The sequence below is a fragment of the Ferruginibacter paludis genome (genome assembly GCF_030409685.1).
GTDB lineage: Bacteria > Bacteroidota > Bacteroidia > Chitinophagales > Chitinophagaceae > Ferruginibacter > Ferruginibacter paludis.
In genome coordinates, this window is the sequence record NZ_JAUFQJ010000024.1 from 50,644 (window position 1) to 66,948 (window position 16,305).

Below are 16,305 nucleotides of genomic sequence, written 5' to 3' on the forward strand. Positions count from 1 at the left end.
GACAATAATGTTGTAATTATATTTTCTTGCGGGGTAATTTCGAAGGCGTTTTTTTTGCAACCAAATTGTAGGAATCATCCACCATCTGTAACAATTGCTTGTTCGATAGGGTGCCATCTGCAATAACTGTATTCCAATGCTTCTTGTTCATATGAAAGCCGGGCAGCACAGCGTCTGGATATTCGTCTCGCCATTCAATGGCCTTATCAGGATCACACTTGGCATTAAATTGCAGCTGACCAGCTTCTAACGGCACCAGTAAAAATATTTTATCGTTCACTTTAAACACAAGGGTGGTTTCGCCGAATGGAAAGCCTTCTGTTACAGATGGCTTCTGCAAAACATATTCCCGAAGTGTTTCGATGTTCATGAAGATTTATTATTAACTGAATAAACCAGTCAGACAGGGGTCGGCCAGGCTGGATTTTAATGTAGAAAAATACAATATTTATTTGATTTTTTCTACCTCCACCTGCAGTTCCTTCAACCGGTACAATACTTCCGGCAGGCGGCTTTTAGCAATGCCTCCTTTTATGTGACAAAACAATTGCATCTCCTGGCTGATGATGGTGCAATTATATTGCTTCATCACCATCATCACATCATTCATTTGTGTATAGTCGAAATGGATGCTGTAATTTACTTCTACCTGTTTCTGTACGACAGGTACTACCTGCAAAGCCAGTGTGGCAGCCGTTTTATAGGCATTGATTAAACCCGGAACACCGAGCAATGTGCCACCAAAATAACGCACGACTATGATGGCCGTATTGGTAATAGATTTACTGTCTATCTGCCCTAAAATAGGCCGGCCGGCTGTTCCTGAAGGTTCTCCATCATCGCTTACCCTGAAATTATTGCCATCCGTTCCCAGGCGATACGCAAAGCAATGGTGCACCGCTTTCGGATGATCTTTCTTTAATTGCTGCAACAGTTTTTTAAAATCATCTACCGATTCTATCGGGTAAGCAAAAGCAATAAACCTACTCCCGCGGTCTTTAAATTCTTCTACCGACGGCTTTTCAATGGTATAATAAAATGTCGGTTCGTTCGCTGTTGTCAAGATTGTTGGTTTTGTATTTGCTTCTATTTATTGCGGCTCGGTGCTTTCATAATAAGCCACACTGTCATTGTTTATTTTTTCCGTCCTTGTCAACCGATGGCCTTTTAACTTCGGCGCTTCTATTCCATTTTCAATAATCAGCGATTCATTGGTGATAACTCTTGCTTCATCCCAGCAACCTGCATTGATAAATGATTGTAATAATTGGGTACCTCCTTCTATCAAAACACTTTGAATTTTTAATTTGTACAATGCGTCCAGTAAGCTTGGGATAATATTTTCTTCTGCACTTAATTTATAAAACAAAATGCTTTCCTTTTCTTCATCTCTCAGGAAGTTAAATACAATTGTTTTTGTAGCACCATCAAAGAGATGCGAGGTGGCAGGTAGTCTTAGCTGCTTGTCGATTACAAGTCTTATAGGATTATTGCCATTCCACAGACGATTAGTCAGGGCCGGGTTATCATGCAATGCAGTATTGGTTCCCACCAGTATCGCAGCTTCTTCGCTGCGCCATTTATGCACGAGCCTGTTGGTTATATCATTGCTGATTTTTATCGCCGAATAATCTGCATTGGCAATAATATGATCTTTACTTTGCGCCCATTTTAAAATAATATAGGGCCGTTGTTTGGTGTGAAAAGTAAAGAACCGTTTGTTCAGTTCAAGCGCTTCTCTCTCCAACACACCGGTGATCACTTCAATACCTGCCTGCTCTAATTTTTGAATGCCCTTTCCATCTACTTCTTCATAACTGTCCCTGCAACCAATTACTACCAGCGGAATTTTATTTCTGATGATCAGATCGGCACAGGGAGGCGTTTTACCATAATGTGCACAAGGCTCCAGTGACACATACAATGTACTTTTTTGTATGAGTGAATAATTGGATGCAAGCACGCTGTTGATGCAATTCACCTCGGCATGCGCCTGGCCATATTGCTGGTGATAGCCTTCGCCGATAATGCGATCCTTGTAGACGAGTACGGCCCCTACCATTGGGTTGGGCGCTACATTGCCCTCTCCCAGTCTGGCGAGTTGCAGGCTCCGTTGCATATATGTTTCATGTGTTGTCAGGCGGCAAATTTAAGTATAGAAAAATAAAGTATGTTTGCTAAAATGACAATCAGTAAACATTACCGCAACTTCCTGCAACAATTGCAAACAATTTTCAGTCTGAATGAAGCTACGGTAATTACGGATTGGGTGTTTGAAAGCCTTGCCGGCATTCAACGTTTTGAGGTAATAAAAAATCCGGAACTTCTTTTATCGCCTTTAGTAGAAAAGCAATTAGATAAGGCACTAGCTGCTTTACTGCAGCATACACCAGTGCAATATGTTTTAGGCGAAGCCTGGTTTTACAGGATGAAATTAACGGTAAATGAACATGTTTTAATTCCACGGCCGGAGACAGAAGAACTGGTTCAATTAGTGTTGGATCAGGCAAAGATTAACAATACAACAATTTCCATTTTAGACATTGGCACCGGCAGTGGCTGCATTGCTATTGCCATCAAAAAGAATATGCTTGCAGCGGGTGTTACGGCAATAGATGTAAGTATGGATGCTTTAAAAATTGCCAGGCAAAATGCATCGGCTCAACGAACTGACATTGATTTTTTGGCAGTCGATTTTTTAGATGAAAATCAATGGGATCATTTAGCGAAGTTTGATTGTATCGTCAGCAACCCTCCCTACATTCCATTAAACGAAAAAGATAAACTGGATATCAATGTAACTGCCTTTGAGCCCCACCAGGCATTGTTTGTGCCAGACAATCTACCCTTGCTTTTTTATGAGAAAATAGCTGTTTTTGGTAAAACCCATCTTAATCCAAACGGCACCATATTTATGGAAACGCATGAAGATTTTGCAAAAGAAACTGCAGCCTTGTTTGCAAGGTATTATAAAACCGTATTGATTAAAAAAGATCTTTTTGGAAAAGAAAGAATGGTAACTGCCTCTTTTGCTTAGCTAATATTTCTGCTGGGAAGACGTTAAGATATGCCATGTAAAGCACTACCAGATCTCTAAAATAACAAGGCGTCTGTCTTAATAAAACAAACGCCTTAAAGCCTTAGCGGAAATAAATACTATTGATTGGAAACTGAGGCCGAAGTAGTAGCACCCAGTCTTTTAGCCACGCTCATTATTTTTACAATGTCTTTCCAGGCTACCAATGAATCTGCATTGATTACCACTGCGGGCTTAATACTGTCGCCAACATGAATATGTAACTTCAACTGCGATTCCAGCGAATCAAAAATTATTTTTTGCTGGCCAACATGCACAATACGGTTTTTATCTATGCTTACAATCACGCTTTGCTTGGCCTTTGTATCGCTTTTTGCTTTGGGGTTGCTCAGCTTTATTACATTGGGATTCGCCAGTGTAGAAATGATTAAAAAGAAGAACATCAGGATAAATAAAATATCGTTTAACGGACCGGTATCTACTTCGGCGCCTTCTCCTTTAAATTTTTTTCTTAAGCTCATACTTTTATCGTGAAATGTGAATGGTCAATTGTGAATTGTCTGCAGCAGATTGTCATTGGTAAATCCTGAATAGTGAACTTTAAAGTTTTCACCATTGCCCATTCACCTTGACATCTCTATCTTGTTGGTTCCTGCAAAATATCTACAAACTCAGCGCTTGCCGCATCAATTTTATTTTCGATCCTCGCAATTTGTGCCTGTAAAAAACTATGACCAAGATAGGCCAGGATACCAATAATTAAACCGGTAGCCGAAGTGATCATCTTAATATAAATACCATCCGCAATGGTATTGGGCGTATACTCTGATGTAGCGGCAATACCTTTGAAAAGCGCCAGCATACCAATGATGGTTCCTAAAAATCCAAACAGCGGCGCAATACGTGCAATGATAGAAATGATGGATAAATTTTTCTCCAGTTTATACATTTCCAACACGCCCACATTATCCATACTTTTTTCAATAGCATCAATGGGTTTACCAATGCGCTGCATCCCTTTATCAATTACCCTTGCCACGGGGTTGTTGGTATTTTTTGCCAGGTTCCTGGCGGCTGTTACATTGCCGGAAACAATATTGTCCCGGATGATGCTCATGAAATTATCCTCAATTTTAGCCGCCTTGGTAATAGTCAGCAACCTTTCAATAAAAAAGAAAATCGCTACTACCAGCAGGGTCATCAAGGGGATCATCAGCAAGCCGCCTTTGGCCAGTACACCCCAAACATTTTCTGATTTTTGCGACAACAATTCTGTGGCCACTTTAGTAGTATCTACCTGTAAAAGAATATCAAACATGTTTAACTGATTTTGGGCAAAAGTAATTGTTTATGGTCTTTTTATTTTACGATAATTATGTCAATAGGTTTTGACTGCTCTTTGTAACGCAAACAAACATCAATTGCACTACAAAAAAATGTTAAAGTAAACTTACAACAAGAGCCGGATAAATCCGGCTCCCATAATAAAATATTTATTGCTGCAATCATTTCTTTCCGTCCATCTGTTGCATGGCCATAATCTGCCGCATTGTCTTTTCCATGCCTTCGCTGCTGCCATCCAAAAATATTACATTGCCTTTTCCGTATTCTGCAAAATTCTTAATGGCTTCCGTCCACATACTGAATAAAATTACATTGGTATCCAGGTTTGCCTGCTTCATTTGCTCTGCTGCCTGACTCATACCTTTGGCCACTTCTTCCCGGAACAATGCCACACCCTGTCCGCGTAGTTGTGCCGCCTGTCTCTCTGCTTCTGCAGCAATCTTAATGGCGTTACCTTCTGCTTCTGCCGCTTTTGTTTTGGTGATCAGCAAAGCCTGGCCTTCATTCTCAGCCGCTGCTTTCAAGTTATTACTGGCCACCACCTTGCTCATACTGGTAATAATGGCTTCATCAAAAGTGATGTCGTTGATCTGCAGATCCTGCAAGTGATAGCCCCAACTTTCGAGCTGTACATCCACCTGCTCTTTTACATTCTCCACTATATCTCTCCGCACGTTCAATACTTCCGCCTGTTTTTTGGTAGATACAAATGCACGGATGCTTCCTTCCACCGTGCGTATCAATGCCTGCATTAAATCTTTTTCACTGATAAATTTAAAGGCCACATTCTTAATCGTGTCTTCATCAATATTCAACACTGAATAGAGCAGCATTGATTTGAAATAAACATTGGCCTGGTCAATCGTTACAGCCTGGAACTCCAGTTCAACCGAACGATTTTGAATGCTGACTCTTTTATACAGCTGATCTAAAAAAGGCACTTTAAAATTTAAGCCTGGTCGTTTGATGCTGTGGTATTTTCCGAGGCGGGTCACCACACCGATGGTTCCCTGATTGATGGTAAACAGCCCACCTGCAATCAGCATAAAAATGGGTATCAACCACCAGAAATCTTTTAGTAATTCCATTGTTAAAAATTTTAGGGACGAAAGGTAGCAATGTTTTAAATGCAGTGCAGAAAATCTTTATTGCAGGAACGGGCCGCGACCCAGTTCCTGCAATTTCCGAAATTTCTATCCCCTCTCTTCCCAAATCATACTCAAATGCACAATCGTTTCCGCAGCCTTCGCCATGTCTTTGGTACCAACCCATTCCAGCTTGCTGTGAATATTTTGCATACCTGTAAATATATTGGCACAGGGCATACCGATATAACTAAAGCGGCTGCCATCTGTACCACCACGAATGCTTTCTTTCTTTACGGTTAAGCCTGCACGCCCTATCGCTTCTTCTGCATAAGCCACCACTTCCGGATGCTGGTCTAGCACTTCCTTCATATTGCGGTATTGTTCGGTTATGTAATATTCCATGGTTGCGCCGGCAAAGCCTGACACAACTTCTTCAGCAATTTTTTTCAGCCGGCTATGATGCTGCTGTAAACCGGCTACAGCAAAATCTCTTACAATAAATTGAAGGGTCGCTTTTTCCGCAATACCGTTCACAGCTACCGGGTGCACAAAACCTTCTTTACCGGAAGTTGTCTCCGGGCTCCATTCATTTTTGGGCAACGCTTCCAGCACAGCACCGGCAATTTTTAATGCGTTTACCAGTTTATCTTTTGCATAACCCGGATGAACAATTACGCCGTGGATGGTAATGATTGCGGCATCCGCGCTAAAGGTTTCATCTTCCAGGCTCCCCGCTTCTCCACCATCCATTGTATAGCCAAACTGTGCGCCCAGTTTTTGCATGTCCACTTTAGCCGTGCCCTGCCCAACTTCCTCATCAGGTGTAAATAAAATTTTTATGCCGCCGTGTTTTACCGCCGGGTTTTGCATAAAAAAAAACGCCGCCTCCATGATGGCAGCCACACCACTTTTATCATCCGCACCAAGCAACGTTAAGCCGCTGGCCGTAATAATTCCATGATTTAAATGTTCTTTTAAATAGGGTGATGTGGTCACCGAAAGCACCTGCGTTAAGTCATCCGGCAATACAATATCCGCCCCGTCATAGTAGCGGTGATGAATAGGTTTTACATTGGTACCACTGCAATCCGGCGCCGTATCTACATGCGCACAAAAACAAATGGCCGGAATATTTTTCTTCTCACTGTTGCCGGGTATCGCTGCATATACATAGCCAAATTCATCCGTCGAGGCATCTGTAATGCCCATGCCCAATAATTCCCGGTGCAATAATTTGCTCAGGTCTTTTTGCTTTTCCGTACTTGGGTGTGCGGCACTCGTAGGATCGCTTTGCGTATCAATTTGCACATACCGCATAAAGCGTTCGGCCATGTTATCAGGACTTATTTGTATCATGGTGTAAAATTCAGGCAAGAGGGAATAGTAAATAAGCAATAATTCATTTCGTGTTATCAATCATTGCTGAAAGCAGTCTGAAAATTTGCTCGACCAAATCTTCAGCTACCAAAATGTCTTCTTTATTTAAATACGCAGACGTTAAAATTACTTCAAAACAATTATCTACTTCTACATCAGAAGAACGTGCGACTTCATAAAACCGCTTTCTTTCTGCAGCTGATTTCCTTGCAGCTCCTTCCGCTATATTATTACTTATAGAAAGGGCTGCTCTTTTTATTTGTGAGGTTAAATTGAAAATTTCTTCTTTCGGCAATTTCCTTACAAGCAATAACACTTCTCTGTATAGCTGAATGGCAAGTTGCCAGGCCTTCAATTTTTTATGATTGATTTGAGCATTATTGCCTATTTACTATTCCTTATCGCCTCTGTATTATTGCTTATTTACTATTCCCTATTGCTTACTGTCTCCTACACTATCTCTACAAGCTCAATATCAAACACCAGTTCCTGCCCGGCTAAAAAATGATTGGCATCTAAAATGATCACGTCATCTTTTACTTCCACTACAATTACTGGTACAGGCTGACCTTCCTGGTTGCTCAGTGTTAGCGGCATACCTGCTTCCAGCTTCATATCAGCAGGCACATGTTCCTTTGGAAACTCTATGATTGCTTCTTCACTTTTTTCGCCGTAACCATCCTGCGGTGCAATGTTGATGGTCTTCTTTTCACCCACGTTCATTCCCGGCATGGCCGCGTCAAAGCCTTTAATCATTTGCCCGGCGCCTACGGTAAATTCCAATGGTTCCCTACCCACCGAAGAATCAAATTGTTCCCCGTTTACCAGCTTACCCGTGTAGTGTACTTTTACAACATCCCCTTCTTTAACTTGTGCCATTTTTAATTTTTTTAAGAATTTATAATTTATTTTTTTGGCCAAACAGTTGTACTACTATCTGGCTTCACTGGCGTTGCACACATGTACTTTTTCAGTTCTGCTGAACATCGGTTCAACTATCCAGAAAAGCACGAATGCTCCGTTTTTTGGCAATTTATTAATTAAAAACTACACCTCCCAATTAAAAAACTTTATAGACCTTTGAAAGATGAATTATAACAAAGTTTTTCTTTTAATAACCTCCCTGGCCTTATTTTCATTTGCCAACGCACAGTCAACAAATAAACCAGCAAAAAGTTTACGCATCGTCCCCGGTGCCGAACGCATGGAAGTATACCTGCCCCTGCTGAAAGGCAAGTCCGTAGCGGTTTTTGCCAACCAAACCAGCATGGTAGGCAATACACATTTGGTAGATACATTAGTAAAAAGCGGTATTAAAGTAGTAAAAATATTTGGCCCTGAGCATGGCTTTCGCGGCACAGCAAGTGCCGGTGAAGAGTTGGGGAATGCAGTAGATAAAAAAACAGGTATTCCCATCATCAGCCTTTACGGCGACCATAGAAAACCTACAGCAGAAGATTGCAAAGGAGTAGATGTTTTATTATTTGACATACAGGATATCGGCACCCGTTTTTATACCTACATCTCTTCGCTGCAATATTACCTGGAAGCAGCCCTGGAAAATCATGTACCACTGTTGATACTTGACAGGCCAAATCCCAACGGCTTTTATGTAGACGGCCCGGTACTGGAACCAAAATTTAGAAGCTTTATCGGTATGCAACCTGTACCGGTAGTGTATGGCCTTACCATCGGCGAATATGCGTTGATGTTAGCCGGTGAAAAATGGCTAACACCTGAAGCCAACAAAATCAACAGTTATAACACCACTACCAAACCAACCAAAGACACACCTTTTCATGTACTGGTTATAAAATGCGCCAACTACGATCACAACAGCAAATATGTTTTACCGGTTGCGCCCTCTCCCAATATCCGGGATATTCAGAGTATTTACCTCTACCCTTCTACCTGTTTTATTGAAGGCACAGTATTAAGCGAAGGCCGCGGAACAGATAAACCCTTTCAGTTGATTGGCCATCCCACTTTACCCAACACTATGTATGCCTTTACGCCCAAACCCAATGAGGGCGCTAAAAGCAGCAAGTGTTATTACCAGCAATGCTACGGCTGGGACCTGGGCGGATCGCCTGAAAAAATCCTCAAGGAACTTAACAAAAAAATTCAGCTGAAATATTTACTGAATGCATATAAACTCTTTCCGGGCAAAGACAGTTTCTTTTTAAAAAATAATTTCATCAACAGGCTGGCAGGTAATGATATGCTGGCGCAGCAAGTAAGGCAGGGTAAAACTGAAGCCGAAATAAGAAAGAGCTGGGAACCAGCATTAAGTAATTATAAAAAAATAAGGAAGAAATATTTGCTGTATAGAGACTTTGAATAGGGCGAAATTTACCAACAAAATTTTCAAAGTTTTGAATGCCTTTCTATAACGTATAAAAGCCCAATAGAAAAATAAAATTTGAACGGAGCGTCGCCAATGCAGCTTCAGAGAGCTTCTTAGCTGGTAACAAAAACTTCTTATACTTTTTTTATCAATGGCAGCGAGGCAAAATCCTTTTGTAAAATATCAGGAATATTGGATGGTTTTACAGCCAGCCAGTCTTCTAGTAGCGTAGCATACACCGCCCTGAAATCATGCTGCATAGTGATGTTATCATTGACTGTCGCATTCTCCGGGATGGTAGGATTACTACCTATTATCCCTGACCGCACCGGCTGGCCAAAAACAAACACCGGCGCTGCTATACCGTGATCGGTACCACCGCTCGCATTGGATTTTATTCGCCGGCCAAATTCGGAAAATGTCATGCCAACTACCCTGTCGGCGACTTGCTGCAGGGCAAGGTCATCCATAAAAGCGGCAATGGCTTCAGATAGCTTTTGCAACTGGTTAGCGTGGGTTCCCTTGCTGGTATCCGCGGCATCTGTTTGTTTGGCATGGTTATCAAAACCACCCATACTTACCATATAAATTTTTGTCTGCAGCCCGCCTGCTATCAGCCTTGAAACAATTTTTAACTGGTCGCTTAACGGGTTCTTTTTATTGTCGTCATATTTAGTCGACTGACGGGTAATCTTTTTTGCGGCAGCTTTTATCACATCTCCATAGGCATCTGTTTTTTCAGCTACCTGGCGTATATAATCCAGCTGATCCTGCGCCGGCGATGCAGACAGCTGGCGTGGTTTTTCATTGAGCATATTATAAAAACTATCCGGGTTACTGATGGCCATTCCCATGGGGAAAGCAGGGCCCTGCAAGCCCGTTGAAACCACCGAGCCAATCTGTATGGCCAACGGATCGGGCATGATGCTGTTTGGATAATGGTCCGGAAAATCCGGGTATTGCCGGTTGAGGTATCGGCCCATCCACCCAGTGTTTAATACCTGGTTGCTTTCTTCGCCGGTTAGCCAGATGTCGGTGGCCCTGAAATGTGAAAAGCTCGGTTGGGGATAGCTTACAGCCTGCACAATGGCTAACCTATCCTGGTTAAATAATTGTTGCAACGGAGCCATGGCAGGGTTTAAACCCGTCGCATTACAGCCGTTGAGTGACAATATTTTTTCCAGCGCAATGGCGATATTCGATCTCGCATTTTTGTATGCTCCATAAAATTCTATAGGTATTACCGTGTTTAAGCCGTCGTTGCCTCCCGCCAGTTGTATCACTACCAGCACCCTGCCATTGGTATCCGCATGCAATAAATTTTGCAGCAACGGATTGCCCGCAAACGCATTTATTTTAAATCCGCCCAGTAGCGCCGGCATTACCACTGAAGGAAGCGCATATTTAAAAAAGGTTCTTCTTTTCATGCTGAGATTTTTTACTTGTAATGGCTCCTACAATTTCGGTTATGCGTTGCTGTTAGATGCCGCTATTTTATCATTCTTTTTCACCGCTGACGGGTTGTTAACTGCCGTCAGGGTTTTAGTACACCTGGTACTCTGGTCGGTTCAACAGATATTTATACAGGTTCTTTAATTTATTCAACACTTCTTTTTTATTCACTGCATCATCCGGCTTTTCAATTAAGGTATGCCAGGCATTGGTCCAGTAGTGATTGGCTGCTTCTCCCTGCAGGTTGGATAATAGAATGTTGCTTTTGATATGTGACTTTTCAGCATCTGCTATTGGTACGGTATACAACATCTGAATGCTGTCGCTGATCAGTGCATCCGGGTCTTCCGGGTGTGGAAGTGCCATGGCATAAGCGATGGGATCAATATTTATTTTGCTGCCGTTTTTTGCGGTAAAGCCATAGCTTAATAACCTGTCAGTAAGTTGGTTGCGCCGTGGCAATGTATCTGAGTTGATCCATAACTTGCAGTATTGCGGTTGCTGATAATAAGCGGGCCAGCCAGCCACATTGGGCGGGTCACCAATATTTTGCTGCATGGCGGACGCCTGGTTGTGCACAAACTCCCACATGGAATATTCGGCAAACATATCGCCGGGCGGTAAAAGCGCCACATTAAATTCCCTCATCAGTCCTACACAAAAATCAGCGGGGCTTTTAATGGTTGTTCCACGGAAAGCCATATCAAAAAAATGCTGGCTGTTCAGTAAGGCTTGCAATACGGGTTTTATTTCAAAATTCTTTTTCCGCAAAATTTTAGACAGCGGTATTATTATCTCCTGTTCTGTGGCATCATCTATTGTGTAAAAAACAAAAAAGCGGTAGAGCTTTCTGCAAATGAACCTGGCGGTTTCGTCCGTTGCAAAAATCATTTCTATCAAATCATCCAGTTCATAGGCACCATCTTCCCCTGCCCGCCCTTTAATAATGGTGTTGCCATAAAAGGCTGAAAACTGTTTGTCACTCTCGTCATGCCTGTTGGGTTCAAAGGAATAAGTGAATATCTTATTGTCAATTTTGTAACCTGTTAAAACCCTTGCTGCTGCTTTTACATCCGCTTCCGTATAGTGTGAACCCGGCCCCTTCCCCACGGTAAATAATTCCTGTAACTCTCTTCCATAATTTTCATCAGGAGCCTTCTTTGTATTGGCATATCCGTTCAGATAGCGCAGCATACAGAGGTCGGTTGTCATTGCTTTTGCCAGGGCTTTAAAATTACCCAAAGCATGCTGCCGGAGCAACAAATTGTAGCGGTAACAATACACGGGATTTTCTGCTATATTTGTTTCGGTGGCAAAATGATTGTGCCAGAACAACACCATCTTCTCTGTGATGCTGCGATCCTGGTTGATCATTAAACCCATCCACCATTGCTTGTAGGAATTGCGACGCCTGTAGTTGATTTTGCCATTCACATTCGTGGCATTTACCCACGTGCTTCCCAGTTGCACCTGTTCATCTTCTATCTTGTCACTTGCATAATTATTAATTGGTGATGTGGTGGGCATAGCTGCATCCTTTAACATTACTGCAACCGTATTTTTTAAGTTCTTCTTTTTAAAAAAAGCCACATCGGCAGGCTTTGCACCAAACATCGTATGCTTTAAAAAATATACAACCGCCTGCTCATCCCATTTGCCTTTATATCTCTTTAAAGTGCTGGTGAGTGCGGTCGTTGGCGATGCCCCGGGTTTTGTATCCTGCTTAGACAAAAGGATTTTAAAAAAGTCTTTTCGTTCCATACTGTAACTTACTTTCATTAATAATGGTTCATTGTAGTAAGATGCCTAGTTTTCAAAACCTTAACAAATGTTACGTGTAAATAAACCCGCGTTTAAAAATCTACTGGTGAGGTCATGTACAGACTGATTATTGCGAAGGAAGTTTAACTTTGCTACGATGAAAAATTTGAAAGATTTACAGATTGTTTTTATGGGCACGCCCGAATTCGCAGTGGCATCTTTGGATAAACTGGTACAGGCCGGATGTAATATTGTTGGCGTGATAACTGCACCGGATAAGCCAGGCGGCCGGGGCATGGAATTGCAGCAAAGCGATGTTAAAAAATATGCGGTTCAGCATGGTCTGAATGTACTGCAACCGGAAAAATTAAAGAACCCTGAATTCCTGGAAACACTGAAAGCATTGCACGCTGATGTGCAGGTAGTAGTGGCCTTCAGGATGTTGCCCGAAGTGGTTTGGAACATGCCGCCCATGGGCACCATCAATGTACACGGATCGTTGCTACCCCAATACCGCGGCGCTGCTCCTATTAACTGGGCTATCATCAACGGTGAAAAAGAAACGGGCGTCACCACATTTAAATTACAGCAGGAGATTGATACTGGTAATATTTTAATGCAGCAAAGTCTTGCCGTTGGCGAAGATGAATCTGTCGGCGAAGTCCACGACCGGATGAAGATAGCGGGCGCCGATCTTTTACTAAAAACAATGGAAGCATTGGTTGCCGGCAACATTACGGAACAGGTTCAGGATTCAACAGAAAGTAGTGAAAGCGAAAAAGCAGCTGCGGAAAAATTATTGAAACATGCTCCCAAAATTTTCACTGAAACCTGCCTTATCAACTGGGCTAAACCGCTGGAGGATGTATATAATCTCATACGTGGTTTATCGCCTTATCCTGCCGCTTTTACTTTTTTAGACGGAAAGAAAATGAAAGTGTATAAAGCAGTCAAAATCTTTACAACTCCTTCCATAAAGCCAGGTGAGTTTGAAACGGATAAAAAAACATTTTTACAATTTGCCTGCACCGATGGCTACATTTCCATCAAAGAATTACAACTGGAAGGTAAAAAGAAAATGACGGTGGAGGATTTTCTGAGGGGTTACCGCTGGCCTGCCTAGAACAGACGGCACTGGCATAACAGTATAATGGTCTGTACAACATTCATGTAAAACACCCGCTTCAATATCCTGCACTCAAAAAGTTTCAAACAAAAAAACACAATGCCGAATTTTAATACTATTTAAAAATAGTAAACTCCAATATCTTTGTTCCATGTTAAGCATCAGTAACCGCGGGCATTTAATGCCCCCATCACCCATTCGAAAATTAGTGCCTTTTGCAGAGGCTGCTAAAAAAAGAGGCATCAAGGTACATCATCTCAATATTGGTCAGCCAGATATTGAAACTCCGCCACAAATTTTGGCAGCAGTACGCAACAGCAATTTTAAAATACTGGAATACAGCCATAGTGCGGGCAATGAAAGCTACCGTAAAAAATTAGCTGACTACTACAGCAGGGTTGGTATTTATGTAACTGCAGAACAAATTATTGTAACAACCGGGGGAAGCGAAGCGATTATTTTTGCCATGATGGCCTGTATGGATGCAGGTGATGAAGTGATTATACCTGAGCCTTTTTATGCCAATTACAATGCCTTTGCGATAGAAGCCGGCGTTATAGTCAGGCCCATTACTGCTTCCATTGAAAACGGTTTTGCTTTGCCGCCAATGGTGGAACTTGAAAAAGCAATTACCTCCAGAACAAAAGCCATACTTATTTGTAGTCCCAATAACCCAACTGGCTATTTATACAGTAAAGAAGAAATGGAACTGCTGAAACAAATTATTGTAAAGCATAAGCTCTTTTTATTTTCAGATGAGGCGTACCGGGAATTTTGCTATGAAGGTACTCATACCAGTGCGATGCATTTAAAAGGTGCGGATGACAATGTGATCATAATGGATACCATCAGCAAGCGATACAGTGCCTGCGGCGGCAGAATTGGTGCATTGGTTACAAAAAACCAGGAGGTATTGAATGCCGTTTTAAAATTTGCACAGGCAAGATTGAGCCCACCCGGCTTTGCACAAATACTGGCAGAAGCTGCTGTAGACTTGCCGGCCAATTATTTTGACGCCACAAAAGCGGAATATAAAAAAAGACGAGATATCCTTATACAAAGACTGAACGCCATCCCTGGTGTTTTTTGTCCTAACCCGGGCGGTGCATTTTATGCTGTTGCTAAATTGCCCGTGCCGGATGCGGAATTATTTTGCCAGTGGCTGCTGGAATCATTTAATTATAACGGGCAAACGCTTATGTTAGCGCCCGCCAGTGGTTTTTATAGTACACTTGGTTTGGGTAAGCAGGAAGTACGACTGGCCTACGTTTTAAATACTGACGATATTAATGCGGCAATGGATTGCCTTGAAAATGCGCTGGAAACCTACAACCAATAAATACCCGGTTGCTATTTACTGATAAAGACCTGCATGGCATAATCATACGTATCCAACGGAGTGAAATGTATTTTTTCGGGCGATATAAAATAAAGATATTGCTGTAGTCTTTCTCTGGTAAAACGTTGGCTCCAGAACCCTTCTATCGTCGCGGTAAAACTATCTGCTTCGTTGGTGATGACTGTCATACCCATTTTATTATATGACTCTTCCTGTTTTAAACGGGTACTGTCATTGTCAATATAACAGGCGCCAATCAGCAATGCGCCATCCTCATTCAAAAGTTCATACGCATTTTTAAAGATGGTTGTAAATTTTTCGTTGGTTGAAAGATCTAATATTTTGCCGGCGGAGTGGTAGGTTTCAAAAGAAAAATCATCCGGGTAAAAATTGCCTGCGGTAAACCAGGTAGTTATTATAAGATCATATTTTTTTGGCCATTCATCCAGTTTGGTGCCATCAAACAAATAAGCCTTTACCTTATCGGCAATATTTAAGTCAGCGATGTTTTTTGATGCTATGTCAACGCAGGCCTGTGCATTATCTGTTCCGTCGTAAATGGCAACCATATCCCATATCTCTTTTACGCCGCTTAAATGTTTCGGAATGCGGGCATTGCCGATACCGATATCCAGTATGGATACAGGCCTGCCCTGACGCTTGTACAAGGCAGTTAGTACTTTCTTAAGCTCAATAAATTCCGCCCACTGTGCCTGTTGTAAATGTTCAGAGATATAGGTAAGATCAAAAGATTTTACGACCGTATTCTCATTGTCATACATTGCCATGTTGCAGTTTTTTTTTGATGTTTATTTCAAACAGACTGAGGGAAATACAATCGTAATGTTTGGGCAGGCTTACATCATTCATTTTTGCTGATATGCCCATAAAAGTAAAGCCACAACCCTGGTAGTGGTCAATCAGTTTCTGGTTATCTCCCCAGGTGTCCATCCGCACATAATCAATCCCGTTTTTTACGCAATAATCAATCGCCCACTTCACTATATGCTTCACATAATTATTGCCATGAAACGCGGGATGGGTAACAATTCTGTGAATGTAGATGGCTTTGTCTTTATCTTTTTCGCCCCATATGGCGGGATCATTGAAGGTGACGGCAAATATACAGACCACTTTTTCATCCTGTACAATTTTAAACTGCCTGTTCTCTTTTATCTCCTTTTCAATAACCGGTAAATCAAATCCCTGCCAGTGCTTATTGAATTTGGTTTTTTGATATGCAATGGCATGATCGTAAAATTCAAATATGGTATTGACGTCGTTTTCGTTGCTGTTGATTATTTGCATCATCGGTGTTTTGTTTAATTGATCCCGGGGTAAAACTGGTTGCCCAAATGGTGTGCTTACGCTCTGCAAAAATAGCGGAAGTATCGAAAGTAAGGTAACCGGGCAAACGCTTGCTGACCAGCCCAG

At 41.9% G+C, this 16,305-nt stretch carries 17 protein-coding genes; 4 read left to right on the forward strand and 13 right to left on the reverse strand.

From position 1 onward, the window contains the following. Positions 1–16: 16 nt before the first annotated feature. The 3 genes from QWZ08_RS24530 to ribD all read right to left on the reverse strand — a co-directional run bounded on the left by QWZ08_RS24530 (position 17) and on the right by ribD (position 2,149). Complete coding sequence (locus QWZ08_RS24530) at positions 17–370, reverse strand: MmcQ/YjbR family DNA-binding protein (RefSeq protein ID WP_290340267.1); 354 nt, start codon at positions 368–370, stop codon at positions 17–19. 78 nt (positions 371–448) lie between these two features. Next, entirely contained in the window at positions 449–1,063 is a 615-nt protein-coding gene (locus tag QWZ08_RS24535; protein WP_290340268.1) for an IMPACT family protein, read from the reverse strand. 27 nt (positions 1,064–1,090) lie between these two features. Continuing rightward, on the reverse strand, positions 1,091–2,149 hold the full coding sequence (gene ribD, locus QWZ08_RS24540; protein WP_353960513.1) for a bifunctional diaminohydroxyphosphoribosylaminopyrimidine deaminase/5-amino-6-(5-phosphoribosylamino)uracil reductase RibD: 1,059 nt from the start codon (positions 2,147–2,149) through the stop codon (positions 1,091–1,093). Between the two features lie 21 nt (positions 2,150–2,170). Between ribD and prmC the strand changes: the two genes are divergently transcribed. Further along, positions 2,171–3,037: a peptide chain release factor N(5)-glutamine methyltransferase gene (prmC, locus tag QWZ08_RS24545; protein ID WP_290340269.1), complete on the forward strand. Its 867-nt coding sequence runs from the start codon at positions 2,171–2,173 to the stop codon at positions 3,035–3,037. Positions 3,038–3,156: 119 nt separating this feature from the next. On the opposite strand, the gene QWZ08_RS24550 is transcribed toward prmC, so the two are convergent. The 6 genes from QWZ08_RS24550 to QWZ08_RS24575 all read right to left on the reverse strand — a co-directional run bounded on the left by QWZ08_RS24550 (position 3,157) and on the right by QWZ08_RS24575 (position 7,725). Next, entirely contained in the window at positions 3,157–3,558 is a 402-nt protein-coding gene (locus tag QWZ08_RS24550) for an ExbD/TolR family protein (protein WP_290340271.1), read from the reverse strand. Between the two features lie 116 nt (positions 3,559–3,674). Beyond that, a complete protein-coding gene (locus QWZ08_RS24555) occupies positions 3,675–4,355 on the reverse strand; it encodes a MotA/TolQ/ExbB proton channel family protein (protein ID WP_290340273.1) in 681 nt (226 codons plus the stop codon). A gap of 187 nt (positions 4,356–4,542) precedes the next feature. Further along, complete coding sequence (locus QWZ08_RS24560) at positions 4,543–5,469, reverse strand: SPFH domain-containing protein (protein ID WP_290340274.1); 927 nt, start codon at positions 5,467–5,469, stop codon at positions 4,543–4,545. Positions 5,470–5,574: 105 nt separating this feature from the next. Further along, on the reverse strand, positions 5,575–6,825 hold the full coding sequence (gene pepT, locus QWZ08_RS24565) for a peptidase T (RefSeq protein ID WP_290340275.1): 1,251 nt from the start codon (positions 6,823–6,825) through the stop codon (positions 5,575–5,577). 43 nt (positions 6,826–6,868) lie between these two features. Next, positions 6,869–7,201 carry a four helix bundle protein gene (locus tag QWZ08_RS24570; protein WP_290340276.1) on the reverse strand — a complete coding sequence of 111 codons (333 nt, stop codon included), beginning with the start codon at positions 7,199–7,201 and terminating at the stop codon, positions 6,869–6,871. A 95-nt stretch (positions 7,202–7,296) separates the two neighbouring features. Further along, the gene (locus QWZ08_RS24575) at positions 7,297–7,725 is read right to left on the reverse strand and encodes an FKBP-type peptidyl-prolyl cis-trans isomerase (RefSeq protein ID WP_290340277.1); all 429 of its coding nucleotides are present in this window, start codon (positions 7,723–7,725) and stop codon (positions 7,297–7,299) included. A 208-nt stretch (positions 7,726–7,933) separates the two neighbouring features. On the opposite strand from QWZ08_RS24575, the gene QWZ08_RS24580 reads away from it, so the two are divergent. Beyond that, complete coding sequence (locus QWZ08_RS24580) at positions 7,934–9,190, forward strand: exo-beta-N-acetylmuramidase NamZ family protein (protein WP_290340278.1); 1,257 nt, start codon at positions 7,934–7,936, stop codon at positions 9,188–9,190. 137 nt (positions 9,191–9,327) lie between these two features. Here the strand turns inward: QWZ08_RS24580 and QWZ08_RS24585 are convergent, their stop codons facing one another. Continuing rightward, a complete protein-coding gene (locus QWZ08_RS24585) occupies positions 9,328–10,620 on the reverse strand; it encodes a DUF1501 domain-containing protein (protein WP_290340279.1) in 1,293 nt (430 codons plus the stop codon). A 115-nt stretch (positions 10,621–10,735) separates the two neighbouring features. Then, on the reverse strand, positions 10,736–12,424 hold the full coding sequence (locus QWZ08_RS24590; RefSeq protein ID WP_290340280.1) for a DUF1800 domain-containing protein: 1,689 nt from the start codon (positions 12,422–12,424) through the stop codon (positions 10,736–10,738). Positions 12,425–12,563: 139 nt separating this feature from the next. Here QWZ08_RS24590 and fmt point away from each other — a divergent pair, with 139 nt between their 5' ends. Then, the gene (fmt, locus tag QWZ08_RS24595; RefSeq protein WP_290340281.1) at positions 12,564–13,529 is read left to right on the forward strand and encodes a methionyl-tRNA formyltransferase; all 966 of its coding nucleotides are present in this window, start codon (positions 12,564–12,566) and stop codon (positions 13,527–13,529) included. A gap of 154 nt (positions 13,530–13,683) precedes the next feature. After that, the gene (locus QWZ08_RS24600; RefSeq protein ID WP_290340282.1) at positions 13,684–14,871 is read left to right on the forward strand and encodes a pyridoxal phosphate-dependent aminotransferase; all 1,188 of its coding nucleotides are present in this window, start codon (positions 13,684–13,686) and stop codon (positions 14,869–14,871) included. An 11-nt stretch (positions 14,872–14,882) separates the two neighbouring features. Here the strand turns inward: QWZ08_RS24600 and QWZ08_RS24605 are convergent, their stop codons facing one another. Further along, positions 14,883–15,659 (reverse strand): class I SAM-dependent methyltransferase, encoded by a 777-nt coding sequence (locus tag QWZ08_RS24605; RefSeq protein WP_290340283.1) that lies wholly within the window; start codon positions 15,657–15,659, stop codon positions 14,883–14,885. Then, the gene (locus tag QWZ08_RS24610; RefSeq protein ID WP_290340284.1) at positions 15,646–16,182 is read right to left on the reverse strand and encodes a GNAT family N-acetyltransferase; all 537 of its coding nucleotides are present in this window, start codon (positions 16,180–16,182) and stop codon (positions 15,646–15,648) included. The genes QWZ08_RS24605 and QWZ08_RS24610 overlap by 14 nt, the downstream gene beginning before the upstream one ends. Between the last annotated feature and the right edge of the window lie 123 nt (positions 16,183–16,305).

Bases quoted from the DNA above. Each gene is read 5' to 3' on its own strand.
- QWZ08_RS24555 (WP_290340273.1), bottom strand. From the start codon at position 4,355: ATGTTTGATATTCTTTTACAGGTAGATACTACTAAAGTGGCCACAGAA.
- QWZ08_RS24560 (WP_290340274.1), bottom strand. From the start codon at position 5,469: ATGGAATTACTAAAAGATTTCTGGTGGTTGATACCCATTTTTATGCTG.
- QWZ08_RS24605 (WP_290340283.1), bottom strand. From the start codon at position 15,659: ATGGCAATGTATGACAATGAGAATACGGTCGTAAAATCTTTTGATCTT.
- fmt (WP_290340281.1), top strand. From the start codon at position 12,564: ATGAAAAATTTGAAAGATTTACAGATTGTTTTTATGGGCACGCCCGAA.
- prmC (WP_290340269.1), top strand. From the start codon at position 2,171: ATGTTTGCTAAAATGACAATCAGTAAACATTACCGCAACTTCCTGCAA.
- QWZ08_RS24590 (WP_290340280.1), bottom strand. From the start codon at position 12,424: ATGAAAGTAAGTTACAGTATGGAACGAAAAGACTTTTTTAAAATCCTT.
- QWZ08_RS24580 (WP_290340278.1), top strand. From the start codon at position 7,934: ATGAATTATAACAAAGTTTTTCTTTTAATAACCTCCCTGGCCTTATTT.
- QWZ08_RS24550 (WP_290340271.1), bottom strand. From the start codon at position 3,558: ATGAGCTTAAGAAAAAAATTTAAAGGAGAAGGCGCCGAAGTAGATACC.
- QWZ08_RS24585 (WP_290340279.1), bottom strand. From the start codon at position 10,620: ATGAAAAGAAGAACCTTTTTTAAATATGCGCTTCCTTCAGTGGTAATG.
- QWZ08_RS24600 (WP_290340282.1), top strand. From the start codon at position 13,684: ATGTTAAGCATCAGTAACCGCGGGCATTTAATGCCCCCATCACCCATT.
- QWZ08_RS24610 (WP_290340284.1), bottom strand. From the start codon at position 16,182: ATGATGCAAATAATCAACAGCAACGAAAACGACGTCAATACCATATTT.
- QWZ08_RS24530 (WP_290340267.1), bottom strand. From the start codon at position 370: ATGAACATCGAAACACTTCGGGAATATGTTTTGCAGAAGCCATCTGTA.
- QWZ08_RS24575 (WP_290340277.1), bottom strand. From the start codon at position 7,725: ATGGCACAAGTTAAAGAAGGGGATGTTGTAAAAGTACACTACACGGGT.
- pepT (WP_290340275.1), bottom strand. From the start codon at position 6,825: ATGATACAAATAAGTCCTGATAACATGGCCGAACGCTTTATGCGGTAT.